The organism is Mycobacterium sp. NS-7484 (assembly GCF_001953975.1).
Classification (GTDB): domain Bacteria; phylum Actinomycetota; class Actinomycetes; order Mycobacteriales; family Mycobacteriaceae; genus Mycobacterium.
In genome coordinates this window covers 20,772-41,315 of sequence record NZ_MBEJ01000009.1, presented here as the reverse complement: position 1 = coordinate 41,315, position 20,544 = coordinate 20,772, and the positions used below count along the sequence as shown (strand labels likewise).

General features: G+C 67.8%; 24 protein-coding genes and 1 pseudogene. 12 read left to right on the top strand and 13 right to left on the bottom strand.

Annotated elements, in window-relative coordinates; genetic code table 11:
- Position 1: 1 nt before the first annotated feature.
- The gene (locus A5733_RS01945; RefSeq protein WP_076238873.1) at positions 2 to 661 is read left to right on the top strand and encodes a TetR/AcrR family transcriptional regulator; all 660 of its coding nucleotides are present in this window, start codon (positions 2 to 4) and stop codon (positions 659 to 661) included.
- 49 nt (positions 662 to 710) lie between these two features.
- On the opposite strand, the gene A5733_RS01940 is transcribed toward A5733_RS01945, so the two are convergent.
- Complete coding sequence (locus A5733_RS01940) at positions 711 to 1,640, bottom strand: SDR family oxidoreductase (protein WP_076238872.1); 930 nt, start codon at positions 1,638 to 1,640, stop codon at positions 711 to 713.
- Between the two features lie 86 nt (positions 1,641 to 1,726).
- On the opposite strand from A5733_RS01940, the gene A5733_RS01935 reads away from it, so the two are divergent.
- A complete protein-coding gene (locus tag A5733_RS01935) occupies positions 1,727 to 2,557 on the top strand; it encodes a helix-turn-helix transcriptional regulator (RefSeq protein ID WP_076238884.1) in 831 nt (276 codons plus the stop codon).
- 16 nt (positions 2,558 to 2,573) lie between these two features.
- On the opposite strand, the gene A5733_RS01930 is transcribed toward A5733_RS01935, so the two are convergent.
- Together A5733_RS01930 and A5733_RS26905 are read right to left on the bottom strand one after the other, a co-directional pair.
- The gene (locus A5733_RS01930; protein WP_076238871.1) at positions 2,574 to 2,795 is read right to left on the bottom strand and encodes a YlcI/YnfO family protein; all 222 of its coding nucleotides are present in this window, start codon (positions 2,793 to 2,795) and stop codon (positions 2,574 to 2,576) included.
- A 176-nt stretch (positions 2,796 to 2,971) separates the two neighbouring features.
- Entirely contained in the window at positions 2,972 to 3,133 is a 162-nt protein-coding gene (locus A5733_RS26905) for a hypothetical protein (RefSeq protein WP_231965749.1), read from the bottom strand.
- A gap of 33 nt (positions 3,134 to 3,166) precedes the next feature.
- On the opposite strand from A5733_RS26905, the pseudogene A5733_RS01925 reads away from it, so the two are divergent.
- From A5733_RS01925 to A5733_RS01915, 3 genes and pseudogenes are all read left to right on the top strand, one after another.
- Positions 3,167 to 3,373 (top strand): annotated as a pseudogene (locus A5733_RS01925) (SDR family oxidoreductase); the annotation flags it as partial.
- Positions 3,374 to 3,583: 210 nt separating this feature from the next.
- The gene (locus A5733_RS01920) at positions 3,584 to 3,799 is read left to right on the top strand and encodes a hypothetical protein (protein ID WP_231965748.1); all 216 of its coding nucleotides are present in this window, start codon (positions 3,584 to 3,586) and stop codon (positions 3,797 to 3,799) included.
- Complete coding sequence (locus tag A5733_RS01915; protein WP_231965747.1) at positions 3,796 to 4,350, top strand: hypothetical protein; 555 nt, start codon at positions 3,796 to 3,798, stop codon at positions 4,348 to 4,350. The genes A5733_RS01920 and A5733_RS01915 overlap by 4 nt, the downstream gene beginning before the upstream one ends.
- Positions 4,351 to 4,375: 25 nt before the next feature.
- On the opposite strand, the gene A5733_RS01910 is transcribed toward A5733_RS01915, so the two are convergent.
- Entirely contained in the window at positions 4,376 to 5,833 is a 1,458-nt protein-coding gene (locus A5733_RS01910) for an aldehyde dehydrogenase (protein ID WP_076238870.1), read from the bottom strand.
- 142 nt (positions 5,834 to 5,975) lie between these two features.
- On the opposite strand from A5733_RS01910, the gene A5733_RS01905 reads away from it, so the two are divergent.
- From A5733_RS01905 to A5733_RS01895, 3 genes are read left to right on the top strand one after another with little or no spacing between them, the layout of a single operon-like run.
- Complete coding sequence (locus tag A5733_RS01905) at positions 5,976 to 6,383, top strand: molybdopterin-binding protein (protein WP_067771344.1); 408 nt, start codon at positions 5,976 to 5,978, stop codon at positions 6,381 to 6,383.
- Positions 6,380 to 7,153, top strand: a complete 774-nt coding sequence (gene modA / locus A5733_RS01900) for a molybdate ABC transporter substrate-binding protein (RefSeq protein WP_076238869.1) — start codon at positions 6,380 to 6,382, stop codon at positions 7,151 to 7,153. The genes A5733_RS01905 and modA overlap by 4 nt, the downstream gene beginning before the upstream one ends.
- 34 nt (positions 7,154 to 7,187) lie before the next feature.
- Positions 7,188 to 8,189: a GNAT family N-acetyltransferase gene (locus A5733_RS01895; protein ID WP_076238868.1), complete on the top strand. Its 1,002-nt coding sequence runs from the start codon at positions 7,188 to 7,190 to the stop codon at positions 8,187 to 8,189.
- Positions 8,190 to 8,197: 8 nt separating this feature from the next.
- Here A5733_RS01895 and A5733_RS01890 read toward each other — a convergent pair whose 3' ends face one another.
- Positions 8,198 to 8,908, bottom strand: a complete 711-nt coding sequence (locus A5733_RS01890; RefSeq protein ID WP_076238867.1) for an LpqN/LpqT family lipoprotein — start codon at positions 8,906 to 8,908, stop codon at positions 8,198 to 8,200.
- A 180-nt stretch (positions 8,909 to 9,088) separates the two neighbouring features.
- On the opposite strand from A5733_RS01890, the gene A5733_RS01885 reads away from it, so the two are divergent.
- Positions 9,089 to 9,751 (top strand): DUF5642 family protein, encoded by a 663-nt coding sequence (locus A5733_RS01885; RefSeq protein ID WP_076238866.1) that lies wholly within the window; start codon positions 9,089 to 9,091, stop codon positions 9,749 to 9,751.
- 29 nt (positions 9,752 to 9,780) lie between these two features.
- A complete protein-coding gene (locus A5733_RS01880) occupies positions 9,781 to 10,455 on the top strand; it encodes a DUF5642 family protein (protein WP_067771334.1) in 675 nt (224 codons plus the stop codon).
- 3 nt (positions 10,456 to 10,458) lie between these two features.
- Here A5733_RS01880 and A5733_RS01875 read toward each other — a convergent pair whose 3' ends face one another.
- Positions 10,459 to 11,055, bottom strand: coding sequence for an alpha-ketoglutarate-dependent dioxygenase AlkB (locus A5733_RS01875; protein ID WP_067771332.1), 597 nt, complete (start codon positions 11,053 to 11,055; stop codon positions 10,459 to 10,461).
- A 34-nt stretch (positions 11,056 to 11,089) separates the two neighbouring features.
- On the bottom strand, positions 11,090 to 11,521 hold the full coding sequence (gene soxR / locus A5733_RS01870; RefSeq protein ID WP_067771330.1) for a redox-sensitive transcriptional activator SoxR: 432 nt from the start codon (positions 11,519 to 11,521) through the stop codon (positions 11,090 to 11,092).
- A 33-nt stretch (positions 11,522 to 11,554) separates the two neighbouring features.
- On the opposite strand from soxR, the gene arcA reads away from it, so the two are divergent.
- Positions 11,555 to 12,763: an arginine deiminase gene (gene arcA, locus A5733_RS01865; RefSeq protein WP_067771327.1), complete on the top strand. Its 1,209-nt coding sequence runs from the start codon at positions 11,555 to 11,557 to the stop codon at positions 12,761 to 12,763.
- Between the two features lie 114 nt (positions 12,764 to 12,877).
- On the opposite strand, the gene A5733_RS01860 is transcribed toward arcA, so the two are convergent.
- Positions 12,878 to 14,428 (bottom strand): dolichyl-phosphate-mannose--protein mannosyltransferase, encoded by a 1,551-nt coding sequence (locus A5733_RS01860; RefSeq protein ID WP_076238865.1) that lies wholly within the window; start codon positions 14,426 to 14,428, stop codon positions 12,878 to 12,880.
- A gap of 24 nt (positions 14,429 to 14,452) precedes the next feature.
- On the opposite strand from A5733_RS01860, the gene rsmI reads away from it, so the two are divergent.
- Positions 14,453 to 15,295, top strand: coding sequence for a 16S rRNA (cytidine(1402)-2'-O)-methyltransferase (gene rsmI / locus A5733_RS01855; RefSeq protein ID WP_076238864.1), 843 nt, complete (start codon positions 14,453 to 14,455; stop codon positions 15,293 to 15,295).
- On the opposite strand, the gene A5733_RS01850 is transcribed toward rsmI, so the two are convergent.
- From A5733_RS01850 to gdhA, 5 genes are all read right to left on the bottom strand, one after another.
- On the bottom strand, positions 15,285 to 15,656 hold the full coding sequence (locus A5733_RS01850; protein WP_076238863.1) for a DUF1330 domain-containing protein: 372 nt from the start codon (positions 15,654 to 15,656) through the stop codon (positions 15,285 to 15,287). The two genes, rsmI and A5733_RS01850, sit on opposite strands and share 11 nt — an antisense overlap.
- Positions 15,653 to 16,900, bottom strand: a complete 1,248-nt coding sequence (locus A5733_RS01845) for an aminodeoxychorismate synthase component I (protein WP_076238862.1) — start codon at positions 16,898 to 16,900, stop codon at positions 15,653 to 15,655. The genes A5733_RS01850 and A5733_RS01845 overlap by 4 nt, the downstream gene beginning before the upstream one ends.
- Before the next feature lie 102 nt (positions 16,901 to 17,002).
- Positions 17,003 to 17,917, bottom strand: a complete 915-nt coding sequence (locus tag A5733_RS01840) for an RNA polymerase sigma-70 factor (RefSeq protein ID WP_076238861.1) — start codon at positions 17,915 to 17,917, stop codon at positions 17,003 to 17,005.
- Complete coding sequence (locus tag A5733_RS01835) at positions 17,917 to 19,098, bottom strand: NAD(P)/FAD-dependent oxidoreductase (protein ID WP_076238860.1); 1,182 nt, start codon at positions 19,096 to 19,098, stop codon at positions 17,917 to 17,919. Before A5733_RS01835 ends, A5733_RS01840 begins: the two co-directional genes overlap by 1 nt.
- Positions 19,099 to 19,194: 96 nt before the next feature.
- The gene (gdhA, locus tag A5733_RS01830; RefSeq protein WP_076238859.1) at positions 19,195 to 20,544 is read right to left on the bottom strand and encodes an NADP-specific glutamate dehydrogenase; all 1,350 of its coding nucleotides are present in this window, start codon (positions 20,542 to 20,544) and stop codon (positions 19,195 to 19,197) included.

Below are 20,544 nucleotides of genomic sequence, written 5' to 3'. Positions count from 1 at the left end.
GGTGGTGTCAACGACCGAACGTGCCTACGGGGGCCAGTCCGCCCAGGCTCGTCGCGCCCAACGCCGCGCGCGCCTGCTCGATGCGGCGATGGACGTGATGGCGCAAAACGTCTGGCGTGGCGCCACGGTCGAGAAGCTCTGCACCGCGGCCAATCTCAACAAGCGGTACTTCTACGAGAGCTTCGCTGACCTCGACGCCCTGGCGACTGCCGTCGTCGACGACATCGCCGACCGGGTGCGCAGTGTCACTGTGGCCGCGGCGGACGCCGCCTCGCAGGAGCCCCTGGAAGCCCAGGCCCTGGCGAGTGTGACCGCCGCGGTACGAGCGCTGGTCGACGACCCACGCCGGGCTCGCGTTCTGCTCGGCGGCGTCGCGGCCTCACCTGAGCTGGATGCCCACCGCGCGGGCGTCATGCACCGGCTCACATCCGTGCTGATCGATCACGGACGCACCGTGCACGGCGTCGAGTTGGAGAAAGATCCGCTGGCCAAGGTGGCGCCGGCCTTCATCGTCGGCGGGACGGCCGATGCCATCCTCCAATTCGTCAACGGGGGCGTTCGGCTGACGCTCGACGAGTTCATCGTCCAGCTCACGACGCTGTGGTTGATCACGGGCAACGGCGCGGCGCAGGTGGCGCGCAGTCGGGTTTCCTCGACTTAGGTCTCGATGCCATTTCTGTGGCGCTGTGACGAAAGTGGCATCGGAAGCTTCACACGAACGCGGCACCCGTGAGCTCCTCGGAGGTAGTCCAGAGGCGGGCCGCGCCCGTGTTGTCCCGCAGCGGCTTCCAGAGCTTCTGCGCACCGGGCGGACCGCCGACGTGCCCCGGCCACTTTGGTCCGTAATAGCCTCCCGGCTCACCCGAGGTGGCGGCCATCAACGCGGGGAGCTTCGCGCTGTCCACGGTGCCGACGACGAGGCCGCGCACGGAAAGCCACCGGATCAGCCGCACGCCGACGGTGTCCTCGGCGCGGCCCACCTCCGGGCGGGACGCCAGCAGACTCGTCGGCGCCACGCCAGGATGAGAGATGTTGCTGGTGATCCCCCAACCCGCGGCCGTGCTGCGACGGTCGAGTTCCAGGCCGAATAGCCCGACTGCGATCTTGGACTGTCGGTAGGCGGCCATGCCGTCGTAGGACCGCTGCCAGTTCAGATCGTCCCAGTTGATGGCGCCGCTACGGGCGGCGACGCTGGTCTGCGACGTCACCCGGGCCCGGCCGGCCTTGAGCAGGGGCAGCAGGTGGCCGGTGAGCGCGAAATGGCCCAAATGATTTGTGCCGAACTGCAACTCGAATCCGTCTTTCGTGGTCTGCCGATCCGGCGGCGTCATCACCCCGGCGTTGTTGACCAGGATGTGAATCGGTGCGCCCTCGGCACACAGTTTCTGACCGAGCGCGGCCACCGAGGCCAGCGAAGACAAGTCGAGTGCCTCGAGGGTGAGCTTGACCTGCGGATGCTGCTGCCGAATTTTGGCGACAGCCGCCTCGCCCTTGGTCGGGTTCCGCACCGGCATGACGACGTCGGCGCCGGCCGCGGCCAGCCGCGTCGCAATGCCCAGGCCGATACCGTCGCTCGCGCCGGTCACCACCGCCCGCTTTCCGGTCAGGTCGCCGATCGTGATGTCGTAGTCGTGTGGCATGACTCGAGATTGCCGACCGGGCGCCGCGGTAACCACGGTCTGACGATCCGTGGCTGAGCGAAGCGGCCCGGGCGAAAATGGCAGACATGATCGATCGGGCCGGGCTGGCGGAGTTCCTCGTCCGGCGTCGCGGGGCCCTACAGCCCGAGGACGTCGGACTGCCCCGTGGGCAACGTCGCCGTACGAGCGGGCTGCGGCGGGAAGAGGTCGCCGCGCTGTGCCACATGTCGACGGACTATTACTCGCGGTTGGAGCAGGAGCGCGGCCCGCAGCCCTCGGAGCAGATGATCGCCTCGATCGCGCAAGGTCTGCATCTGTCACTCGACGAGCGTGACCATCTCTTCCGGCTGGCCGGGCACCAACCGCCGACGCGCAGCGCGGGCACGGATCACATCGGCCCCGGGATGCTGCGAATCTTCGACCGGCTCACCGATACTCCGGCCGAGATCGTCACCGAGTTGGGGGAGACGCTACGGCAGACCCCGCTCGGTGTGGCACTCGTCGGCGACCTCTGCCGCTACACCGGCCCGGCGCGCAGCATCGGGTACCGGTGGTTCACCGACCCGGCCACCCGCGTCATCTATCCGCCCGAAGACCATGAGTTCTACTCGCGGATGTACGTCTCCGGGCTGCGGGGTGTGCTGACGCTGCGGGGGCCTGAGTCCAAGGCTGCGCGATACGCCGAACTGCTCACCGCCGAGAGTGAGGAGTTCAGGCGGTTATGGGATGAGCACGAAATCGGCATCAGGCCCCGAGATGTCAAGCGCTATCGCCATCCCGAGGTCGGCCGTCTCGAACTCAACTGCCAAATCCTGCTCGACCCCGACCAGTCCCACACGCTGTTGGTCTACACCGCGTCGCCGGGAAGCGAGAGCTACGAGAAGCTGCAACTGCTCTCGGTGATCGGCGCGACGTGACGAGGTGAGCTGCGAATCAAGCGGGATGGCGCAGCTCGTGCTCGACCGCACGGCGGATCCAGGACGATACAGAGCGGTCGTCGGCCGCCGCGGCAGCACGCACCTGTTCCAGGAGTTCAGGTGGAAAGCGAACTGGCACGGTGGAAGTGAGCCGGCGGCGTCCCGGTCCTTGAGGTTCCTGATTCTCTGATTGCGCGTAGAACTCGTATTCCTCGTCGGGATTCATGGGTTGAGTCATCTGTCTCTCCGGTATTCGTCAGCGAGATATTTGGACGCTTGATAGCAGCCGATGGGCCGGCATCGCTTGGGGTCGCCGTTACGGGACGGGGCGAGTGGCAGATCGAACAGCTCGTGGCCCACCGAAACATTGTAATACAAACGAATACAAATGTGCGGGGATGGATCCCGCTCCACTCAGTCCTGCGCCGACGGGAATTGCGGCGGGCGTTTTTCCCGCAGGGCGGTATAGCCCTCCACGACATCGGGGCCCAGGAAGGTCAACATCTCGTAGGCCGCGGACTGCTCGAAGATCGGGCCGGCGTCGCGACGCGCTCTGACACGCCGGCGCCACGGCAAAGATCATCAACATTGCCAGCGATGCCGGGCGGGTGTGTTTGCCCCAGACCGACCGACACGCCGATGTTCGTGCCGCTGCCGGACCAGGTTCGTGAGGGCCTGATCAGGGCCATCCCGTTCCGCCGGCTCGCGGAACCGGAGGAGGTCGCCAAGGCTGTGCTCTTCTTCGCATCAGACGATGCCAGCCTCATCACTGGCCAAGTACTCAGTGTCCGTGGGGGCTTGACGATGGCCGGTTGATGGCCAACGGATGGCCGGTAGGAGTCGTACCCGGTCGTTGTCGGTGCCAGTCCCCAATGGCATACTTGCTCAGCCCCTCGGCCGACTTCAAAAAAAGTGGAGCCAAATCGGTTAGCCTCGGGGTGCAGATTGGCCAGTTGGGGGATTGCTATGGCAAACGATCTGAGAGTGGACCCGGGGGCGCTTCGTGCGGGGGCCACTAGCAGCGAAATGATTGCTGTCGAATTGGCGGCAGCGCCGGCCGGGCCCGGCACCGGGGGCTACCCGAGTTCCAGCGGGGTAGCGGCGATGGATTCCGCGGTGGTGTCTGTGCGCACCATGCAGTCGGGACGCGTCAGTGCGCAGGCTGGAGATTTGTCTGCCGCCGCCGGTCGATATGACGCGATCGACGAACAGTCCGCCGGAGGCGTGGCGGAGTCGATGTGAGCTACGTTGCTGCCACCGAACCGATGAGTGAAGTGCTGACCCGTTCCCAGCTAGAGGGTTGGGACACAACGTATCTCGCGGAGGCAGCGTCCCGCTGGCGGCAATCTGCCGCCGAGTCCGAGGAACTGTTCGAATGGCATCGGCAGAACATGTGCGCACCCGGGGGGTCGGAGTGGTCCGGAGCGGCCAGCGAAGCTGCGCGCGAGCGGGTGTCCACCGATGCCGCGGTGGTGCGCAAGCAGGGGGATATCCAGCGCGAGGCCGCTGAGATCGCCGAAAACGGCTGCCGGGACATCCGGTTGGCCGTGGCGCAGGTGCTCGACGCGATCGCCGCGGCCGAGGCGGACGGGTTTCATGTGTCCGAGGATCTGAAGGTGCGTGACACCCGTCGCATCGATGTGACCACGCTGGCCACCAGGTACACGGCCTCGCGGGAACACGCCGAGGACATCCGGTGGTACTCCGAGCGGCTCACCCAGGCCGACATCTATCTGGGTCAGCGGCTCGAGGACAAGGCCCTCGAGCTCGCCGACGTCTCATTTTCGGTGTGAGGTATCGCGGTGTGATCCGGCCGGTCTACAGCTGCGCCCAGATCGACTTGGTCTTGAGATAGCCGTCGATGCCTTCGTAACCGAACTCCTTTCCGATGCCCGACTGCTTGTAGCCGCCGAACGGCACGTTGTGGTCGAAGGTCAGCTGGCAGTTCAGCCCGACCATGCCGGCCTGCAGACGCTTACCGAGGCTGTGCGCACGGGCCAGGTTGGTGGTCCAGACGGTGGCAGCCAGACCGTAGCTGGTGTCGTTCGCCATCGCGACGGCCTCATCGTCGTCGTCGAACGGCAGGATCGTGACGACCGGACCGAAGATCTCCTCCTTGTACAGGCGGCTGGTGGTCGGGTCGACGTTGGTGACCACGGTGGGCTTGACGAAGTAGCCCTTGCGGTCCAATCGGTAACCGCCGGAGACGATTTCGGCGCCGTCGCGCTTGCCCTGTTCGATGTAGCCGAGCACGCGGTCGAGCTGCTTCTGGCTGACCAGCGGGCTGATCATGGCGCCCTCGTCCTTGGGGCCGCCCAGCACCAAGTTGTCTCCGATCATCGCGATACCTTGTACGACGCGTTCATAGACGCTGCGCTGCACAAAGATTCGTGACCCGCACACGCAGCCCTGCCCCGAGTGCACGAAGATGCCCATCGAGGCCATCATGATCGCCATGTCGAGGTCGGCGTCTTCGTAGATCAGCACCGGGGATTTACCGCCCAGCTCCAGGGTCACCTTCTTCAGGTTGTCCGCCGAGTCCCGCATGATCTGCTTGCCGACCTCGGTCGAGCCGGTGAAAGCCACCTTCTCGACGTCGGGGTGCGCGGTGATCGCGGCCCCCGCGGTCGCGCCGTAGCCGATGACGAAGTTCGCCACGCCGTCGGGCACGCCCGCCTCACCGATCAGCCGCTCCAGCAGCACCGCCGACAGCGGGGTCTCTTCGGCGGGCTTGACGACGCTGGAGCAACCGGCGGCCAGGGCCGGGGCGATCTTCGCGCAGGCGTTGAACAGTGGGCCGTTCCACGGGTAGATCAGGCCGACCACGCCGTACGGCTCTTTGGTGGTGTAGGCGTGCAGGTTGGAGTAGTTGCTGTTGACGCCGCCCTCCATCTGCACCTGGTAGCTGCTGCCGTTGAGCTTGGTACACCAGCCGGCGTAGTAGCGGAAGAACTCCGCACACGTGGAGACGATCATCTCGGCCTGCATCGGGGGCATCCCGGCGTCCAGCGATTCCAGCTCGGCGAATTCCTTGGCGTGCTCGTCGATCAGATCGCCCAGCTTCCACAGCACTTTGGCGCGCTGGCGGGCGGGGATGTCGGTCCACACCCCGGATTGATAGGCGGCCTTCGCGGCGGCCACGGCCTCGTCGACCGCGTCGCTCCCGCAGTCTCGGAACTCGGTGATCTGCTCCTCGGTCGCGGGGTCGATGACCGGAATGGTCTCGCCGGTCCCGGGCCGGTTGCGGAGCTCTTCCAAAACCGTCTGCAGTGCCATATGGTTCCCTTCGTCGTCGAATGCTGAGCACCTGCTTAGCAGTCCGCCACCTGGGCGGTCAAGACCGCAAATGCGGTTCAGGGGCGGCTAATTCTCCGTGTTTACGGTTGTTTGGGGGATATCCGGCCGATACGCTGTCGACGTGCCAGACATCCGGGTCCGCGAGGCGGCCGAACTGTTGGGCGTCAGTGACGACACCGTGCGGCGCTGGATCGACGACGGGTCGCTGCCGGCCCATCTCGACGACTCCGGGCGCAAGGTGATCGACGGCGCTGCACTGGCCGCCTTCGCCCGCGCCAATACCGCTGCGGCACCCAAGGATCCGCTGGGCATCGGCAGCTCGGCGCGCAACCGCTTCGTCGGCCTGGTCACCGACGTCCTCACCGATCAGGTGATGGCCCAGGTCGAAATGCAATGTGGTCCGTTCACCGTGGTGTCGCTGATGAGTAGTCAGGCGGTGCGTGAACTCGGCCTCGAACCCGGCAGCGTCGCGGTCGCGGTGGTCAAGGCCACGACGGTGATCGTCGAAACCCCGAAAGGGCAATCATGATCCGAACCCGCAAGCTCGCCCTCGTTCTCGGTGTAGCGACGGTGACGGCCCTGATCGGTGGCTGTACGTCCGCCGAGGACGCCTCGTCTCCAGAGGGCGCGACGATCACGGTGTTCGCGGCCGCTTCACTGAAATCGGCCTTCACCGAGATCGCCGAACAGTTCGAAACCGATAACCCCGGCGCCTCGGTCGAATTCTCGTTCGCCGGATCGTCGGACCTCGTCACCCAGCTGACCCAGGGCGCCGACGCCGACGTGTTCGCCTCCGCCGACACCCGGAACATGGACAAGGCGGTGGCCGCAGGCCTGGTCGAGGGTACGCCGGTCAACTTCGCCACCAACACCCTCACCATCGCCGTGGCGCCGGGAAACCCCAAGGGCATCAAGGCATTTGCCGATCTGGCCCAGTCGGGGCTCAGCGTGGTGGTGTGCGCCCCGCCGGTGCCCTGTGGCGGCGCCACCGAAAAGGTCGAGAAGGCCACCGGGGTCACGCTGTCGCCGGTCAGCGAGGAGAACTCGGTCACCGACGTGCTGGGCAAGGTGACCAGCGGACAGGCCGACGCCGGCCTGGTCTACGTCACCGACGCGGCCGACGCCGGGGACAAGGTCACCAGCGTGGCATTCCCCGAGGCCGCCCAAGCCGTCAACACCTATCCCATCGCGGTGCTCAAGCAGTCCGAGCAGGCCGAGCAGGCGCGGCGTTTCGTCGACCTGGTGACCGGGGAGGCGGGTCAGAAGGCGCTCGGGCAGGCCGGCTTCGCCAAGCCCTGACTGAGCCTGCGCCCTGCGTCGTAGCCTGGGAGACGTGGCCGATCTGACCGAGATCAGTGCCGACGATCTGGCGGCGCTGGAATTCTTCGCCGGATGCCGGCCATCCGTGCTGGCGCCCCTGGCCGCGCTGCTGCGGCCGATGTCGGCCGCGCCGGGCCAGGTGCTGATCCGCCAGGGTGATCCGGCCCTGACGTTCATGCTGATCGCGTCCGGGCGGGCGCAGGTCGTCCATGACGGGCCCGACGGCCACGCCGTCGTCGCCGAGCTGGAGCCCGGCCTGATCGTCGGTGAGATCGCCCTACTGCGGGATGCCGCGCGAACAGCCACCGTGACGGCCATCGAACCGGTGACCGGGTGGATCGGCGATCGCGACGCCTTCGAAACCATCCTGCACCTGCCCGGGATGTTCGACCGGATGGTGCGCATCGCCCGCCAGCGGTTGGCGGCGTTCATCACGCCCATCCCGGTGCAGGTGCGCGGCGGTGACTGGTTCTATCTACGACCCGTGCTGCCCGGTGACGTGGAGCGGACGATGAACGGACCGGTCGAGTTCTCCAGCGAGACCCTCTACCGGCGGTTCCAATCCGTGCGCAAGCCGACCAAGGCGCTGCTGGAGTACCTGTTCGAGGTCGATTACGCCGATCACTTCGTCTGGGTGATGACCGAGGGCGCGTTGGGACCAGTCGTCGCCGATGCCCGGGTGGTGCGGGAAGGGCACGCCGCGACGACGGCGGAGGTGGCATTCACCGTCGGGGACGACTACCAGGGCCGCGGCATCGGCACCTTCCTGATGAGCGCCCTAGTGGTGTCGGCGGATTACCTTGGAATCGAACGGTTTACCGCGCGGGTGTTGAGCGACAACTACGCCATGCGGCGAATCCTGGACCGGCTCGGGGCGGTGTGGGAACGCGAGGATCTGGGCGTGGTGCTCACCGACGTCGCGGTGCCCCCGGTCGATTCGTTGAGCATCGATCCTGCGTTGGCCGCGCAGATCAAAGACGCTACGCGGCAGGTGATCCGGGCGGTGAGCCAGTGAGGACGTCGCTACGGGGTGATGACGGTGTGTTCGTCGATCGCGGAGGTGGCATCCATCAGCGTGCCCATCTGCTCCTCGGTGCCATCGGCGTTGAACTGCAACACGAACAACCCGTCGGAGCCGGGGATCACCACGGTCTTCTGTGCAATCAGCCGGGTGGCGCCGTCTTTGACGTACGTGCCGCCGATCTGGAACGCCTCGTACCCGCTGAGTTCACCGGCTGAGCCGTCGCCCTGGTTCTCATATCCCGGCAGGTTCTTGATCTCGTTCGGCGCGTACTCCAGGATCTTGGCCGGGTCCACGTCGCCGGTCAGCTTCGACATCAATGCGATGATCGACGGCGGATCGTCGGCGTACGCCGGGTCGGTGGATACTATTGCGCCCCAAGCCCAATCGGGGGCCGACGAGCTGGCGTCCTCCCAACCGTCGGGGATCGGCAGCTCCAAAGCCGGTGTGCCCGGGTCGCCTCGGTGCACCGGGGTTTCGACGATGCCGTTGTCGCGGATGTAGTCGACGATCGTGTACTGATGCCCTGCTGTCGGGGTGGACGTGCCGTCGGCCGTGGTCTTGGTGGGCTCGACACTGGTCTCGCTGGTCTCGGTGGCCCCACCGGCCCCGGTCGCGTTGCCCTCGACGGTCTTCGCGCCGCACCCGGCGAGTATGACCCCCAACGCGACGGCGGCGACGGGGATTCCGCCTGCCCTCAGTGACGTGGTCATCGGTCTCCAATCGATTGGACGCCACGGTGAGGCGCAACTGATGGCACGATAAACGTTCACCTGCGCCTCGGCTGGGGAAAGACGCAGTTCCCGGCGGCGTCCTGTTGCGCAGGCAAGTGTTCGGTGATTCCAGGCGATGCCCTGCCCCGGCCCTGGTGAGAGCTGTGGTATCAAGGCGCCGTGCGGCTTTACATCGTCGGGGCGGCTCTTTCACTGAGCGTGGCGGCGTGCGGGGCGGCCCCGACGCCGGAACCGACGCCGACGTCCTCGCCGGCACCGTCGCGCGGCGACGCCGTGGCAGTGAACCCGGCCCGCATCGACCGGGTGCGATACGACCTGCCGCCCGGATATGAGGTGGTGGCTCTGGAGCCACGGGCGAACCCCGTGTCGCTGTGGGGTTTTGGTCCGCAGTGGGCTGCCGATCCGGCCGAGTGCGCGACGCCGGCGGCTCCCGACACCGAAGCCGCCCGCGGATGGTCGGCGTCGGGTCCCGGCGGCATCGTGTACGCAGCGGTGGCGAAGCGCAGTGGCATCCCGGGCGAGCCGGGCCCCGCGCCGTGCGACCGATGGAGTGTGTCGGGCGGGCATTCGACGGGAACCGTCACCGCCGCCGCGGCCCCGCAGATCGCGGGTGCGACGACGGTGGGCATGTCCACGGCCGTCACCACCGTCGTCGAAGGGGGCACCGAGACCCGGTCGCATGCCGATACGTTCACCGCCGATCTGGCCGGCTACCACGTGTTCGTCACCGTCATCACCGATCCGGGTGCGCCGACGCCGGCGCTCGACTCTGCATTCACCTCCGACCTGCTGGTGAAAACGGTTTCGGCGTTACGGGGCTGAGTCGGTCTCGCCGGGTAAGTTGACCAGCGATGTCGAACCGCAAAGTCTCGCTCGCCACCGCGGGTGTCCTCGTCTGTGCCGCCGGATTGGTCGCCTGCGGGCAATCCGATCAGTCGGAGTCCGCCAACGCGGACATCGCCAACGTCTCCAAGGTGCGCTCGGACTTCGGTCCGGAGTTCAAGGTCACCGATGTCGCCCCGACCGGAATCGACCCGAAAATGCTGGCGCCGCAGAAGATGCCGCCCGGGGTGAAGGTCGAGCCGGCCGACTGTGCGAAGTTCGCCGAGGGGCAGTCCTTCCCCGAGGGGCTCAAGGGCAACATGGCCGCCACCACGGCCGAGGGGGCGGGCACCCGGTTCATCGTGATGGCCGTGGAGACTTCCGAGGCGATCCCGCTCAACGATCCGGGTGAGGCCTGCAAGCAGGTGAAGTACCTGGGGCAGGGGGTTCGCGGTCAGGTGGACGTGGTCGAGGCCCCGCAGATCGAGGGGGCCCGCACCGTGGGCACCCACCGCATCGTGCAGACCGTCATCGGCGGCAAGCCACGCACTGGCGAGCTCTACAACTACGTCGCCAGTTTCGACACCTTCATGGTGATCGTTACGGCCAATCCCTTGGTGGTGCCCGACAAACCGGTGGCGAAGGTGGACGAGAAGCGGGCCCGCGAGTTGCTCGGTAAGGCGGTGGCCAGCGTGCGCGGCTAGCGCTCAGCGCACGTCGTGCGGGCGGAACTGGATGCTGATCCGCGGCCCGACCAGGCTGGTGGTCTTGGGGATCGAATGCTCCCAGGTGCGCTGGCACGATCCGCCCATCACCAGCAGGTCACCGTGGCGGTGCTGCAGCCGCAGCGCATGACCGCCGCCGCGCGGCCGCAGGGCGAAAGTCCTTGTCGCACCGAGCCCGACGATCGCCACCATGGTGTCGTGGGTTCGGCTGCGGCCGATGGTGTCGCCGTGCCAGGCCACGCTGTCGTTGCCGTCGCGGTACAGGCACAGACCTGCGGTGGTGAACTGTTCACCCAGCTCGCCGCCAAAGGTGTCGTTGAGCCTGCGCCGGATCTGTTTGAGCCTGGGGTGGGGCACCGGTTCGTTGATCAGGTGGTGAAAGCTCACCAGCCGCGGCACGGCGACCACCCGGTCGTACATCTCCCGCTCTTCGGAGCGCCACGGGATCGTGTCCATCAGCTCCTCGAACAGCGAGTCGGCATCGGGCAACCAGCCTGAGCGCAGCTCAACCCAGGCGCCGTTGCCGAGTCGACGACGTTCTGCGTGCTCGAACAGCGAGCCTTGCAACGCCAGCTCCATGCGCGCGAGTGTATCGCACAAGCGTTCGATCAGGTTAGAGTCGGGAGGCCCCGGGGCCGTGCTCGGCGAGAACATCGCCGGGGTTGGTCAGCTGGCAGGTCTTCAGGCTCAGGCAGCCGCAGCCGATGCAGCCGGTCAGGTTGTCGCGCAACCGCTGCAGGTGCAGGATGCGGTCGTCGAGGTCCTGACGCCAGCCGGCCGAGAGTTTGGCCCAGTCCCGGCTGGTCGGCACCCGGTCGTCGGGCAGCGAGGACAGTGCGTCGCGGATCCGGGCCAGCGGGATGCCGAGCCGTTGCGACATCCGGATGAAGGCCACCCGGCGCAGCGTCTCGCGCGCGTAGCGACGCTGGTTGCCCGTTGTCCGGCGGCTGGAGATCAGGCCCTCGCGCTCGTAGAAGTGCAGGGCCGACACCGCCACGCCGCTGCGCTGCGACATTTCGCCGGGGCTGAGCTCGTGCGTCTCCATACACCTCAACCATAGTTGAGTTAACGTCATGGGGTGGAGACTGCGGCGTTCGGTTCCAACTCCGAGGTCGGCACCCTGCGCGCCGTGATCCTGCATCGCCCGGGTCCCGAACTGCAGCGGCTGACCCCACGCAACAACGATGCGTTGCTGTTCGACGGGTTGCCGTGGGTGGCCAAGGCCCAGCGTGAGCATGACGCCTTCGCCGACGTGCTGCGCTCGCGCGGCGTCGAGGTGATGCTGCTGGCCGATCTGCTGACCGAGGCGCTGGCCCACAGCGGGGCCGCCCGGATGCACGGCATCTCGGCCGCTGTCGACGCGCGCCGGCTGGGAGTGCCACTGGCGCAGGAACTTTCAGCCTATCTTCGCACCTTGCCGCCAGTCGACCTGGCGCGCATCCTGATGGCCGGCATGACGTTCAACGAGGTGCCTTTTCAGGGGCCCGAGCTGTCCCTGGTGCGGCTCATGCACCACGGCGGTGATTTCGTGATCGATCCGCTGCCCAATCTGCTGTTCACCCGGGACTCGTCGTTCTGGATCGGCCCGCGAGTGGCCATCACCTCCCTCGCGCTGCCGGCCCGGGTGCGGGAGACGTCGCTGACCGATTTGATCTATGCCCACCACCCGCGGTTCCTCGGCGTCCGGCGGGCCTACGAGTCGCGTTCGGCCCCGGTCGAGGGCGGTGATGTGCTGTTGCTGGCCCCAGGCGTGGTGGCCGTCGGAGTCGGGGAGCGCACCACCCCGGCCGGGGCGGAAGCCTTGGCGCGCAGCCTGTTCGACGATGACCTGGCCCATACCGTGCTCGCGGTGCCGATCCAGCAGGAGCGGGCGCAGATGCACCTGGACACCGTGTGCACGATGGTCGACGTGGACGCGGTGGTGATGTATCCGAACATCGTGGACTCGTTGTCGGCGTTCACGATCCACCGCACCGAGGCGGGCATCCAGATCGACGACGGAGCGCCGTTCGTGCAGGCCGCCGCCGAGGCGATGGGCATCGAGCGGCTGCGGGTGATCGACACGGGGCTGGATCCGGTGACCGCCGAACGCGAGCAGTGGGACGACGGCAACAACACCCTGGCCCTGGCGCCCGGTGTGGTCGTCGCCTACGAGCGCAACGCCGAAACCAATGCGCGGCTGGCTGATTCGGGCATCGAAGTGCTGCAGATCGAGGCCTCGGAGCTGGGCACCGGCCGTGGCGGCCCGCGGTGTATGTCGTGCCCGGCCGCGCGGGACCCGGTTTAGGCTTTCGCCCGGCTCCCGCGCCGATTTCCACCTGAGGGTCGTGGTGCGCGGCGTTGTGCAGCCCAGAGGTAGAAACCGGCGCCGGCCCGGTGTGGCCCCGTCAATCCAGAAGCGCTAGCGCCAACTCGGCAGCCAGATCTCGAGGTTCCAGGTCGACTGCGAGATCGGCAGGCCGGTCAGGATCGGGTAGAGCCAGGCGAAATTCGCGATCACCAGCGCGAGGTAGAGACACACGGCCAGAAGACCCAGCGTCCGGCGCTCAGGGTTCTGGTTAGGCTGGTGCAGGATGTCGCCGAGGATCAGCGCGATCGCCAGGATCAGGAACGGCGCCATCACCGTGGCGTAGAAGAAGTACATCTGCCGGTCGATGTCGAAGAACCAGGGCAGGAATCCGGCCGAATACCCGACCAAGACCACCGCGTAGCGCCAGTCGCGGCGCACCACGGCCCGCCACAAGGCCCAGCCCAGAACCGGCACCGCGACAAACCACATCGCCGGGGTGCCCACCAGCATCACGGCTTTCACGCAGGACTGGGCGCCGCAACCGGCCACGTCCTGGTTGTCGATCGCGTAGAGCACCGGGCGCAACGACATCGGCCACGTCCACGGCTTGGACTCCCAGGGGTGGTGATTGCCGTCGGCGTTGGTCAGCCCGGCATGGAAACGGTATGCCGCATAGGTGTAATGCCACAGCGAGCGCACGGCGTCGGGCAGCGGGATGATGCTGTTCTCGCCGATGGACTGGCCGACCTCGTGGCGGTCGACACCGGTCTCGGAGGCGAACCACGGTCCGTAGGACGCCAGGTACACCGCGAACGGGATCAGCCCGAAGACGTAGGCCGCCGGGCCGACATCGCGGCGCAGCATGCCCTTCCACGGCTGGGGCACGTGGTACTGCTTGCGCGCGAGGGCGTCGAGCACGAGCGTCATGACGCCGAAGAACGCCACGAAGTACAAGCCGGACCACTTGGTCGCACAGGCCAGACCCAGCAGCACCCCGGCGCCGAACCGCCACCACCGCACCCCCAGCCGCGGACCCCACGGTGTCTCGGCGATCCGTCCGTCCATGAACGCGTGGTACATCCGGCGGCGGACGTCGTCGCGGTCGACCATCAGGCACGCGAAGGCGGCCACCACGAACACCACCAGGAACACGTCCAGCAGTGCGGTGCGGGCCGAGACGAAACTGACCCCGTCGGCGATCAGCAGCAGCCCGGCGATCGCACCGACCAGGGTGGAGCGGCTGAGCCGGCGCGCGATCCGCACCACCAGCAGCACGATCACCACCCCGCACAGCGCCCCGGAGAACCGCCAGCCCAGTCCGTTGTATCCGAAGATCGCCTCGCCGATTGCGATGAGCTGCTTGCCGACCGGCGGATGCACCACGAGCCCGTAGCCCGGGTTGTCCTCGACCCCGTGGTTGTGCAGCATCTGCCAGGCCTGTGGCGCGTAATGCTTCTCGTCGAAGACCGGGGTGCCGGCATCGGTCGGCGAGCCGAGGTTCAAGAACCGGCTCACCGCGGCCAGGGCGGTGATGATCGCCGTCATCACCCAGCCCTGCAGGCGGTCGGTCGGGCCGAAATCCGGGGACGGGATCAACGGCGCGGGGCTGATCAACGGGACCGAGCGACCAGCCGTCGGCGTTTCGGTGGCGGTGGCGGTCACGCAAGCGATCGTAGGCTGTCGGGCGTGACACCCGGCAAACTGTTGATCGGCGCCACGCCGCTGGGCCGCCCCGACGACGCGTCGGCGCGTCTCATCGCAGCATTGGCGACGAGTGACATCGTGGCGGCCGAGGACACCCGGCGGGTGCGCGCGCTGGCCCAGTCGCTGGGGGTGCAACCGGCGGGGCGCATCGTGAGCTTCTTCGATCAGAACGAGGCCAGTCGCGTGCCCGGGCTGGTCGACGAGATCGCCGCCGGTGCGACGGTGCTGGTGGTCAGCGATGCGGGCATGCCCTTGATCAATGACCCCGGCTACCGCTTGGTGGCCGCCTGCGCCGACGCCGACCTTCCGGTTTCTTGCCTGCCCGGCCCATCGGCGGTGACGACGGCACTGGCGGTGTCCGGCCTGGCCTCGGACCGGTTCTGTTTCGAGGGTTTCGCCCCACGCAAACACGCCGCCCGGCTGTCCTGGCTACAGACTCTGGCCGCCGAACCGCGCACGTGCGTGTTCTTCGAATCCCCGCGCCGGCTGGCCGAGACGCTGCGCGACGCGGTCGAGGTGCTCGGGCCGCAGCGGCGCGCCGTGGTGTGCCGCGAGCTGACCAAGACCCACGAGGAGATCCGCCGCGGCAGTCTGGCCGAACTGGCGGAGTGGGCGGCCGACGGTGTGCTCGGCGAGATCACCGTGGTGTTGGCCGGTGGGACACCGTCCGTGGAACTGCCCGCCCTGGTGGCCGAGGTCGAGGAACTGGTGGCCGACGGGACGCGGGTCAAGGACGCCTGTGCTCAGGTCATCGCCGCCAACCCTGGGGCGCCGTCGCGGCGCGAGCTCTACGACGCCGTGCTGCGGGCACGCGCTACGTCGTGACCGACCAGTTGGACGTCGCGATCAATTCCCCGCGCTCCAGCGCGGCCGCGCGGTGCACGTGTACCGCTGCGTACTCCTCGCTGGTCACCATCTCCAGAAACGCCGCCGGACTCGGATATTCGACGACGAGAATCACGTCCCACCAGGGCTTGGCGTCTTCACCGAGGAGGACGGCGGGGGCGGACCCGCCGTAGCGCACCTTCGCGCCGGCCCGCTCCAGCAGCGGAGCCACCCCGGCTCCGTACTTGAGATAGTTGTCCAGCCCGTCGGGCTCTTTGAACTTCAGCAGGTTCACCATCACGATCGGCGCGTCCGACGGGAAGTCGTTGAGTGTGCTGGGAATGTCTGCGGGCGTGGTCATACCCGATTGACTACCACAGTGTCAGACCTCACGAGGCTCGATGCCTTGTGCAGGCATTCCTCCCATTCCACGTCGACGTCGGAATCGGCGGTGATGCCGCCACCCACGCCGAGCACGGCAGACCCGTCGATGCCGAACTCCACGGTGCGGATCGCCACGTTGAGCTCACAACCCGCCACCGGCGAGGCCAGACCGACTGTCCCGCAATAGATTCCACGCCGTGCCGGCTCCCATTGCCGCAGCAGCTGCCGGGCCCGCAGCTTCGGGGTACCGGTGACGGAGGCGGGCGGGAACGTGGCCTCCAGGAGCGCTGCGATCGGCAGCTGGGCAGGCACCTCGGCGGTGACCGTGGAGACCAGGTGCCACACGCCCGGCGCCGGCCGCACCGCGAGCAGTTCGGGCACCGTCACGCTGCCGGTCGCCGCGACCCGCCCCAGGTCGTTGCGCACCAGGTCGACGATCATGACGTTCTCGGCGACGTCTTTGGTCGAGGTCAGCAGGCCGGCCGGATCCGCCGAGCGGGGCAGGGTGCCCTTGATCGGGCTCGAGGCCACCGTGGTGCCGGCGCGACGCAGGAACAACTCGGGTGACAGCGAGGCCACCGCGCCCCAATCCCCGGCCAGGTACGCGGCCCGCGACGGCGCGGTGCGGGCCACCGCCTCGGTGAAGAAGTCGATCGGATCTCCGTCGATGCGGCCGGTGAACCGCGTGCACACGCAGGCCTGGTACACCTCGCCCGCGGCGATGGCCTGCAGGCACGCCAGCACGCCGCGGCGGTGGTCGTCGCGGTCGGGGGCGATCCAGGAGACGGTACACGGCTCGGGCGCCGGGGTGGACAATGTCACCCACGCGGGAAGGCCTGCGCCGCTGAGGCTTTCGTACCACCACACGCCGTCGGTGTCTTGACGCAACACGCAATCCGACCAGCCGCCGGCGGCCTCGGGGATGCGGGGGATCGACTCGTCCCGGCCCGGGTCCGGATAGGACAGGTAGCCGAACCAGCCGCCTCCTACGGCCCCGACGGCCCCGTCGGCGTCCGTGGGGGAACCGCAGGCCGGGGCGTGGAACACCGCGTGGGCAGGCACAGAGGCCGTGGTGACCGACGGGGCGATCACCGCACGCGAGCCGAACCAGTCGCCGATCAACGCGGCCGGTGGCGCCACCCCCGCGGCGGCCGCGGCCCGGGCGACACCCCGCAGTACCGCCGGGGCGCCACCCAGCGCGCCGAGCCGCTCGATCCGCATGCCACCAGCTTGCGGCCTCCCGCGAGCAGACGCAAAACCGTACTTTTTCGGGCGAGAAGTTGCGGGTTCACGTCTGCTCGCCGTAGAACGGGAGGGGGAAAGTCAGCGGCTGATGGCCCGCGGGGCGTCGACGCCGGTCAGCTTGTCCGGGTTGCGCATCGCATAGAAGTGCGTGATCTTGCCGTCGATGACCTCGACGGTGAACACGCCCTCGCGGCCGGCGTCGCTGTGGATCATCACCGCGGGTTCGCCGTTGCACACCGTCATCTCGAAGCGCAGGCCCGGAATCCGGTCGGCGGCCCGGAACAGTCCGACGAGCATGGCCGCCACCTTCTGCGCGCCGATCACCGGGCGCCGGGCCGCACTGGCCTTTCCGCCGCTGTCGGCGGTGTAGACCGCGTCCGGTGCCAGCAGTGCCAGCAGCCCGTCCATGTCGCCGGTGGCCGCCGCAGCCAGAAACTGCTCGGTGATCCGGGTCGATTCGGCGATGTCGACGGGCTCGAATCGCTTCCGGCGGGCCTGCACGTGTTCGCGGGCCCGGTGGGCCATCTGCCGTACGGCCGCCGCGGATTTGCCGATCGCCGAAGCGATCTCGTCATGGCTGAAGCCGAACACCTCGCGGAGCACGAACACGGCGCGCTCGTCGGGGGTCAGCGTCTCGAGCACCACCATCATGGCCATCGAAACCGACTCGGCCAGAACCACATCCGCTGCGCCGTCCCGCTCGTCGAGCAGCAGCGGCTCGGGTAGCCACGGGCCCACGTATTCCTCACGTCGCCGCGAGGAGGCCCGTAACGCGTTGAGCGCCTGGCGGGTGACCAGCTGGGCCAGATAGGCCTTGGTGTCGGTCACCTTCGCCAGGTCGACCTCGGCCCAGCGCAGGTAACTCTCCTGCAGCACGTCATCGGATTCGGTTGCCGTTCCGAGGATCTCGTAGGCGATGGTGAACAGCAGCGGCCGCAGCAGCGTGAACCGCTGCGCGTGCTCGTTCGAGTTACCTGCGCCGGCGGTGGACATCAGAGGAGGCTCTCCTGCTGCGCCGCGGCGAGCTGGCGGGCCCGGTTGTCACCCTTGAACCAGAAGTAGGACCCGGCCTTGACGCCCTCCTTGCGCAGGAAGGTGATGGTCGCCCGGCACACCTGCTCCTTGACGAATGCGCCGGTGCGCCCGCCGATGTAGACGCGGCGCGGGGTGTCGTCTGAGTGGCACAGCTGCACGGTGCCGGCCTTGCGTCCGACACTCACGCACTGACCGGTGAACGCCTGGTTGATCACCTCGGGTTCGGCGCCGGCGATCCGGGCCAGCACGGTGTCGGCGGCCTGGATACCCATCGGGCCCGCCGACTGGCAGCTCATCCGCAGCGGGACGCTCGACGGTGCGGCGGCGTCACCGGCGGCCACGATGCGGGCGTCGTCGACACTCGTCAGCGTCTCGTCGGTGAGCAACCGGCCCAGCTCGTCGGTACGCAACCCGCTGGCCGCGGCGAGCCCGGGCACGCCGAAGCCGGTGGTCCACACGGTCACCGCGCTGGGCAGCCGGTTGCCGTCGGCCAGCCGGACCGCGTCGGCCTCGACCGCCGACACCAGGATCTCGGGTCCGTCGACGATGGTGACGCCGAGCTTGGTCAGCGCTTTGACGATCGAGCGACGGCCGCCGGTCCCTAGTGAGGCGCCGACGACGTCGGTGACGAGCGTGACGTTGCGTCCGGCCTCGGCGAGCTCGGCGGCCGCCTCGATCCCGGTCAGGCCGCCCCCGACCACCACCACCGGGGCCGCCACCGGCACATCTTGCAGCCGGGCCCGCAGCCGCTGTGCCTGCTCGAATTCCGATAGCGGATAGGCGAATTCGGCTGCGCCCGGTACTGAGGCGGGTACTCCGGCGGTACTGCCGACGGCGTAGATCAGGTAGTCGTAATCGAGGACCGCACCTGAGGTCAGTTGCACCTGGCGGATCTCGGCGTCGATGCGTTCGGCGCCGTCGACCAGCAGCCGGACGCCGGCGCCCAGCATGGTGTCGTAGGCCACGGTGGCGTCGTGGTTACCGACAGCCAGCTGGTGCAACCGAATCCGCTCGACGAAATCCGGTCGCGGATTGACCAGCGTGACGCTGACTCCGGGCGTGCTGTGCAGATGGTTGGCCGCCAGCACTCCGGCATATCCACCGCCGATCACGACCACGTGGGTGTTCTGCGTGCTCATTGGGTGTCTCCTCTCAAGGCGTGTGCCCTCAAGACACCGCACGAGCCCGAGATGTGACAGCCGGCCGGGCGGATGTGGCCTAGATCACCTGACGGGTCAGACCAGGCCCAGCGCCAACATTGCGTCGGCCACCCGCGTAAACCCGGCAATGTTCGCACCGGCCACGTAATTGCCCGGCTGGCCGTACTCCTCGGCGGTGGACAGGCAGCGGTTGTGGATCCGGCGCATGATCTCCTGCAGCCGCTTCTCGGTGTCGACGAACGTCCAGGAGTCGCGGGAAGCGTTCTGCTGCATCTCCAGGGCGCTGGTGGCCACACCTCCGGCGTTGGCCGCCTTACCCGGAGCGAACACCACACCGGCCTCGGCGAACTGCTTGATGGCCTCCGGCGAACACGGCATGTTGGCGCCCTCGGCGACGAAGCGGCAGCCGTTCTTGATCAGGTAGGCGGACTCGTCACCGTTGATCTCGTTCTGCGTGGCGCACGGCACCGCGATGTCGCAGGGCACCTCCCACACCGTCCGGTTCTCGACGAACCGGGCGCCCCCGGCCCTGGCCTCGACGTAGTCGGCGATCCGGCCCCGTTTGACCTCTTTGATCTCCTTGACGAGTCCGACGTCGATGCCCTTCTCGTCGACCACGTAGCCGCTGGAGTCCGAGCAGGCGACGACGATGCCGCCGAGTTCGTGGATCTGCTCGATCGCGTAGATCGCGACGTTGCCCGAACCTGACACGACGACGCGCTTGCCCTCGACCGTGTCGCTGGCGGCCTTGAGCATCTCGTCGAGGAAGAACACCGTGCCGTATCCGGTGGCCTCGGTGCGCACCTGGGACCCGCCCCAGGTCAGGCCCTTGCCGGTGAGCACGCCGGATTCGTAGCGGTTGGTGATCCGCTTGTACTGGCCGAACAGGTAGCCGATCTCACGCGTGCCGACGCCGGTGTCGCCGGCCGGGACATCGGTGTACTCGCCGATGTGGCGGTACAGCTCGGTCATGAACGACTGGCAGAACCGCATCACCTCGGCGTCCGAGCGACCCTTGGGATCGAAGTCCGACCCGCCCTTACCGCCGCCGATCGGAAGGCCGGTCAGGGAGTTCTTGAAGATCTGCTCGAAGCCGAGGAACTTGACGATGCCGAGATAGACCGAGGGGTGGAACCGCAGCCCGCCCTTGAACGGGCCCAGCGCCGAGTTGAACTCGACCCGGAAGCCCCGGTTGATCTGCACGTTGCCGGCGTCATCGAGCCACGGCACCCGGAAGATGATCTGGCGCTCGGGCTCGCACAGCCGGCGGATGATCGCCCCGTCGGCGTAGTCCGGATGCTTGTCCACCACCGGGCCGAGGCTCGTCAGCACCTCGATGACGGCTTGGTGGAATTCCTGCTCGCCGGGGTTACGTTGCGCTACTTCTTCGTAGATCGCCTGCAGTTTCTCGTGTAGTACAGCCAT

Bases quoted from the DNA above. Each gene is read 5' to 3' on its own strand.
- gdhA (WP_076238859.1), bottom strand. From the start codon at position 20,544: ATGGCTGTACTACACGAGAAACTGCAGGCGATCTACGAAGAAGTAGCG.
- A5733_RS01880 (WP_067771334.1), top strand. From the start codon at position 9,781: ATGTCGAACCGCAAAGTCTCGCTCGCCACCGCGGGTGTCCTCGTCTGT.
- A5733_RS01840 (WP_076238861.1), bottom strand. From the start codon at position 17,917: ATGTCCACCGCCGGCGCAGGTAACTCGAACGAGCACGCGCAGCGGTTC.
- A5733_RS01910 (WP_076238870.1), bottom strand. From the start codon at position 5,833: ATGGCACTGCAGACGGTTTTGGAAGAGCTCCGCAACCGGCCCGGGACC.
- A5733_RS01845 (WP_076238862.1), bottom strand. From the start codon at position 16,900: ATGCGGATCGAGCGGCTCGGCGCGCTGGGTGGCGCCCCGGCGGTACTG.
- A5733_RS01875 (WP_067771332.1), bottom strand. From the start codon at position 11,055: ATGGAGCTGGCGTTGCAAGGCTCGCTGTTCGAGCACGCAGAACGTCGT.
- A5733_RS01940 (WP_076238872.1), bottom strand. From the start codon at position 1,640: ATGCCACACGACTACGACATCACGATCGGCGACCTGACCGGAAAGCGG.
- A5733_RS01890 (WP_076238867.1), bottom strand. From the start codon at position 8,908: ATGACCACGTCACTGAGGGCAGGCGGAATCCCCGTCGCCGCCGTCGCG.
- modA (WP_076238869.1), top strand. From the start codon at position 6,380: ATGATCCGAACCCGCAAGCTCGCCCTCGTTCTCGGTGTAGCGACGGTG.
- soxR (WP_067771330.1), bottom strand. From the start codon at position 11,521: ATGGAGACGCACGAGCTCAGCCCCGGCGAAATGTCGCAGCGCAGCGGC.
- A5733_RS01835 (WP_076238860.1), bottom strand. From the start codon at position 19,098: ATGAGCACGCAGAACACCCACGTGGTCGTGATCGGCGGTGGATATGCC.
- A5733_RS01850 (WP_076238863.1), bottom strand. From the start codon at position 15,656: ATGACCACGCCCGCAGACATTCCCAGCACACTCAACGACTTCCCGTCG.
- A5733_RS01935 (WP_076238884.1), top strand. From the start codon at position 1,727: ATGATCGATCGGGCCGGGCTGGCGGAGTTCCTCGTCCGGCGTCGCGGG.
- A5733_RS01920 (WP_231965748.1), top strand. From the start codon at position 3,584: ATGATTGCTGTCGAATTGGCGGCAGCGCCGGCCGGGCCCGGCACCGGG.
- A5733_RS01930 (WP_076238871.1), bottom strand. From the start codon at position 2,795: ATGACTCAACCCATGAATCCCGACGAGGAATACGAGTTCTACGCGCAA.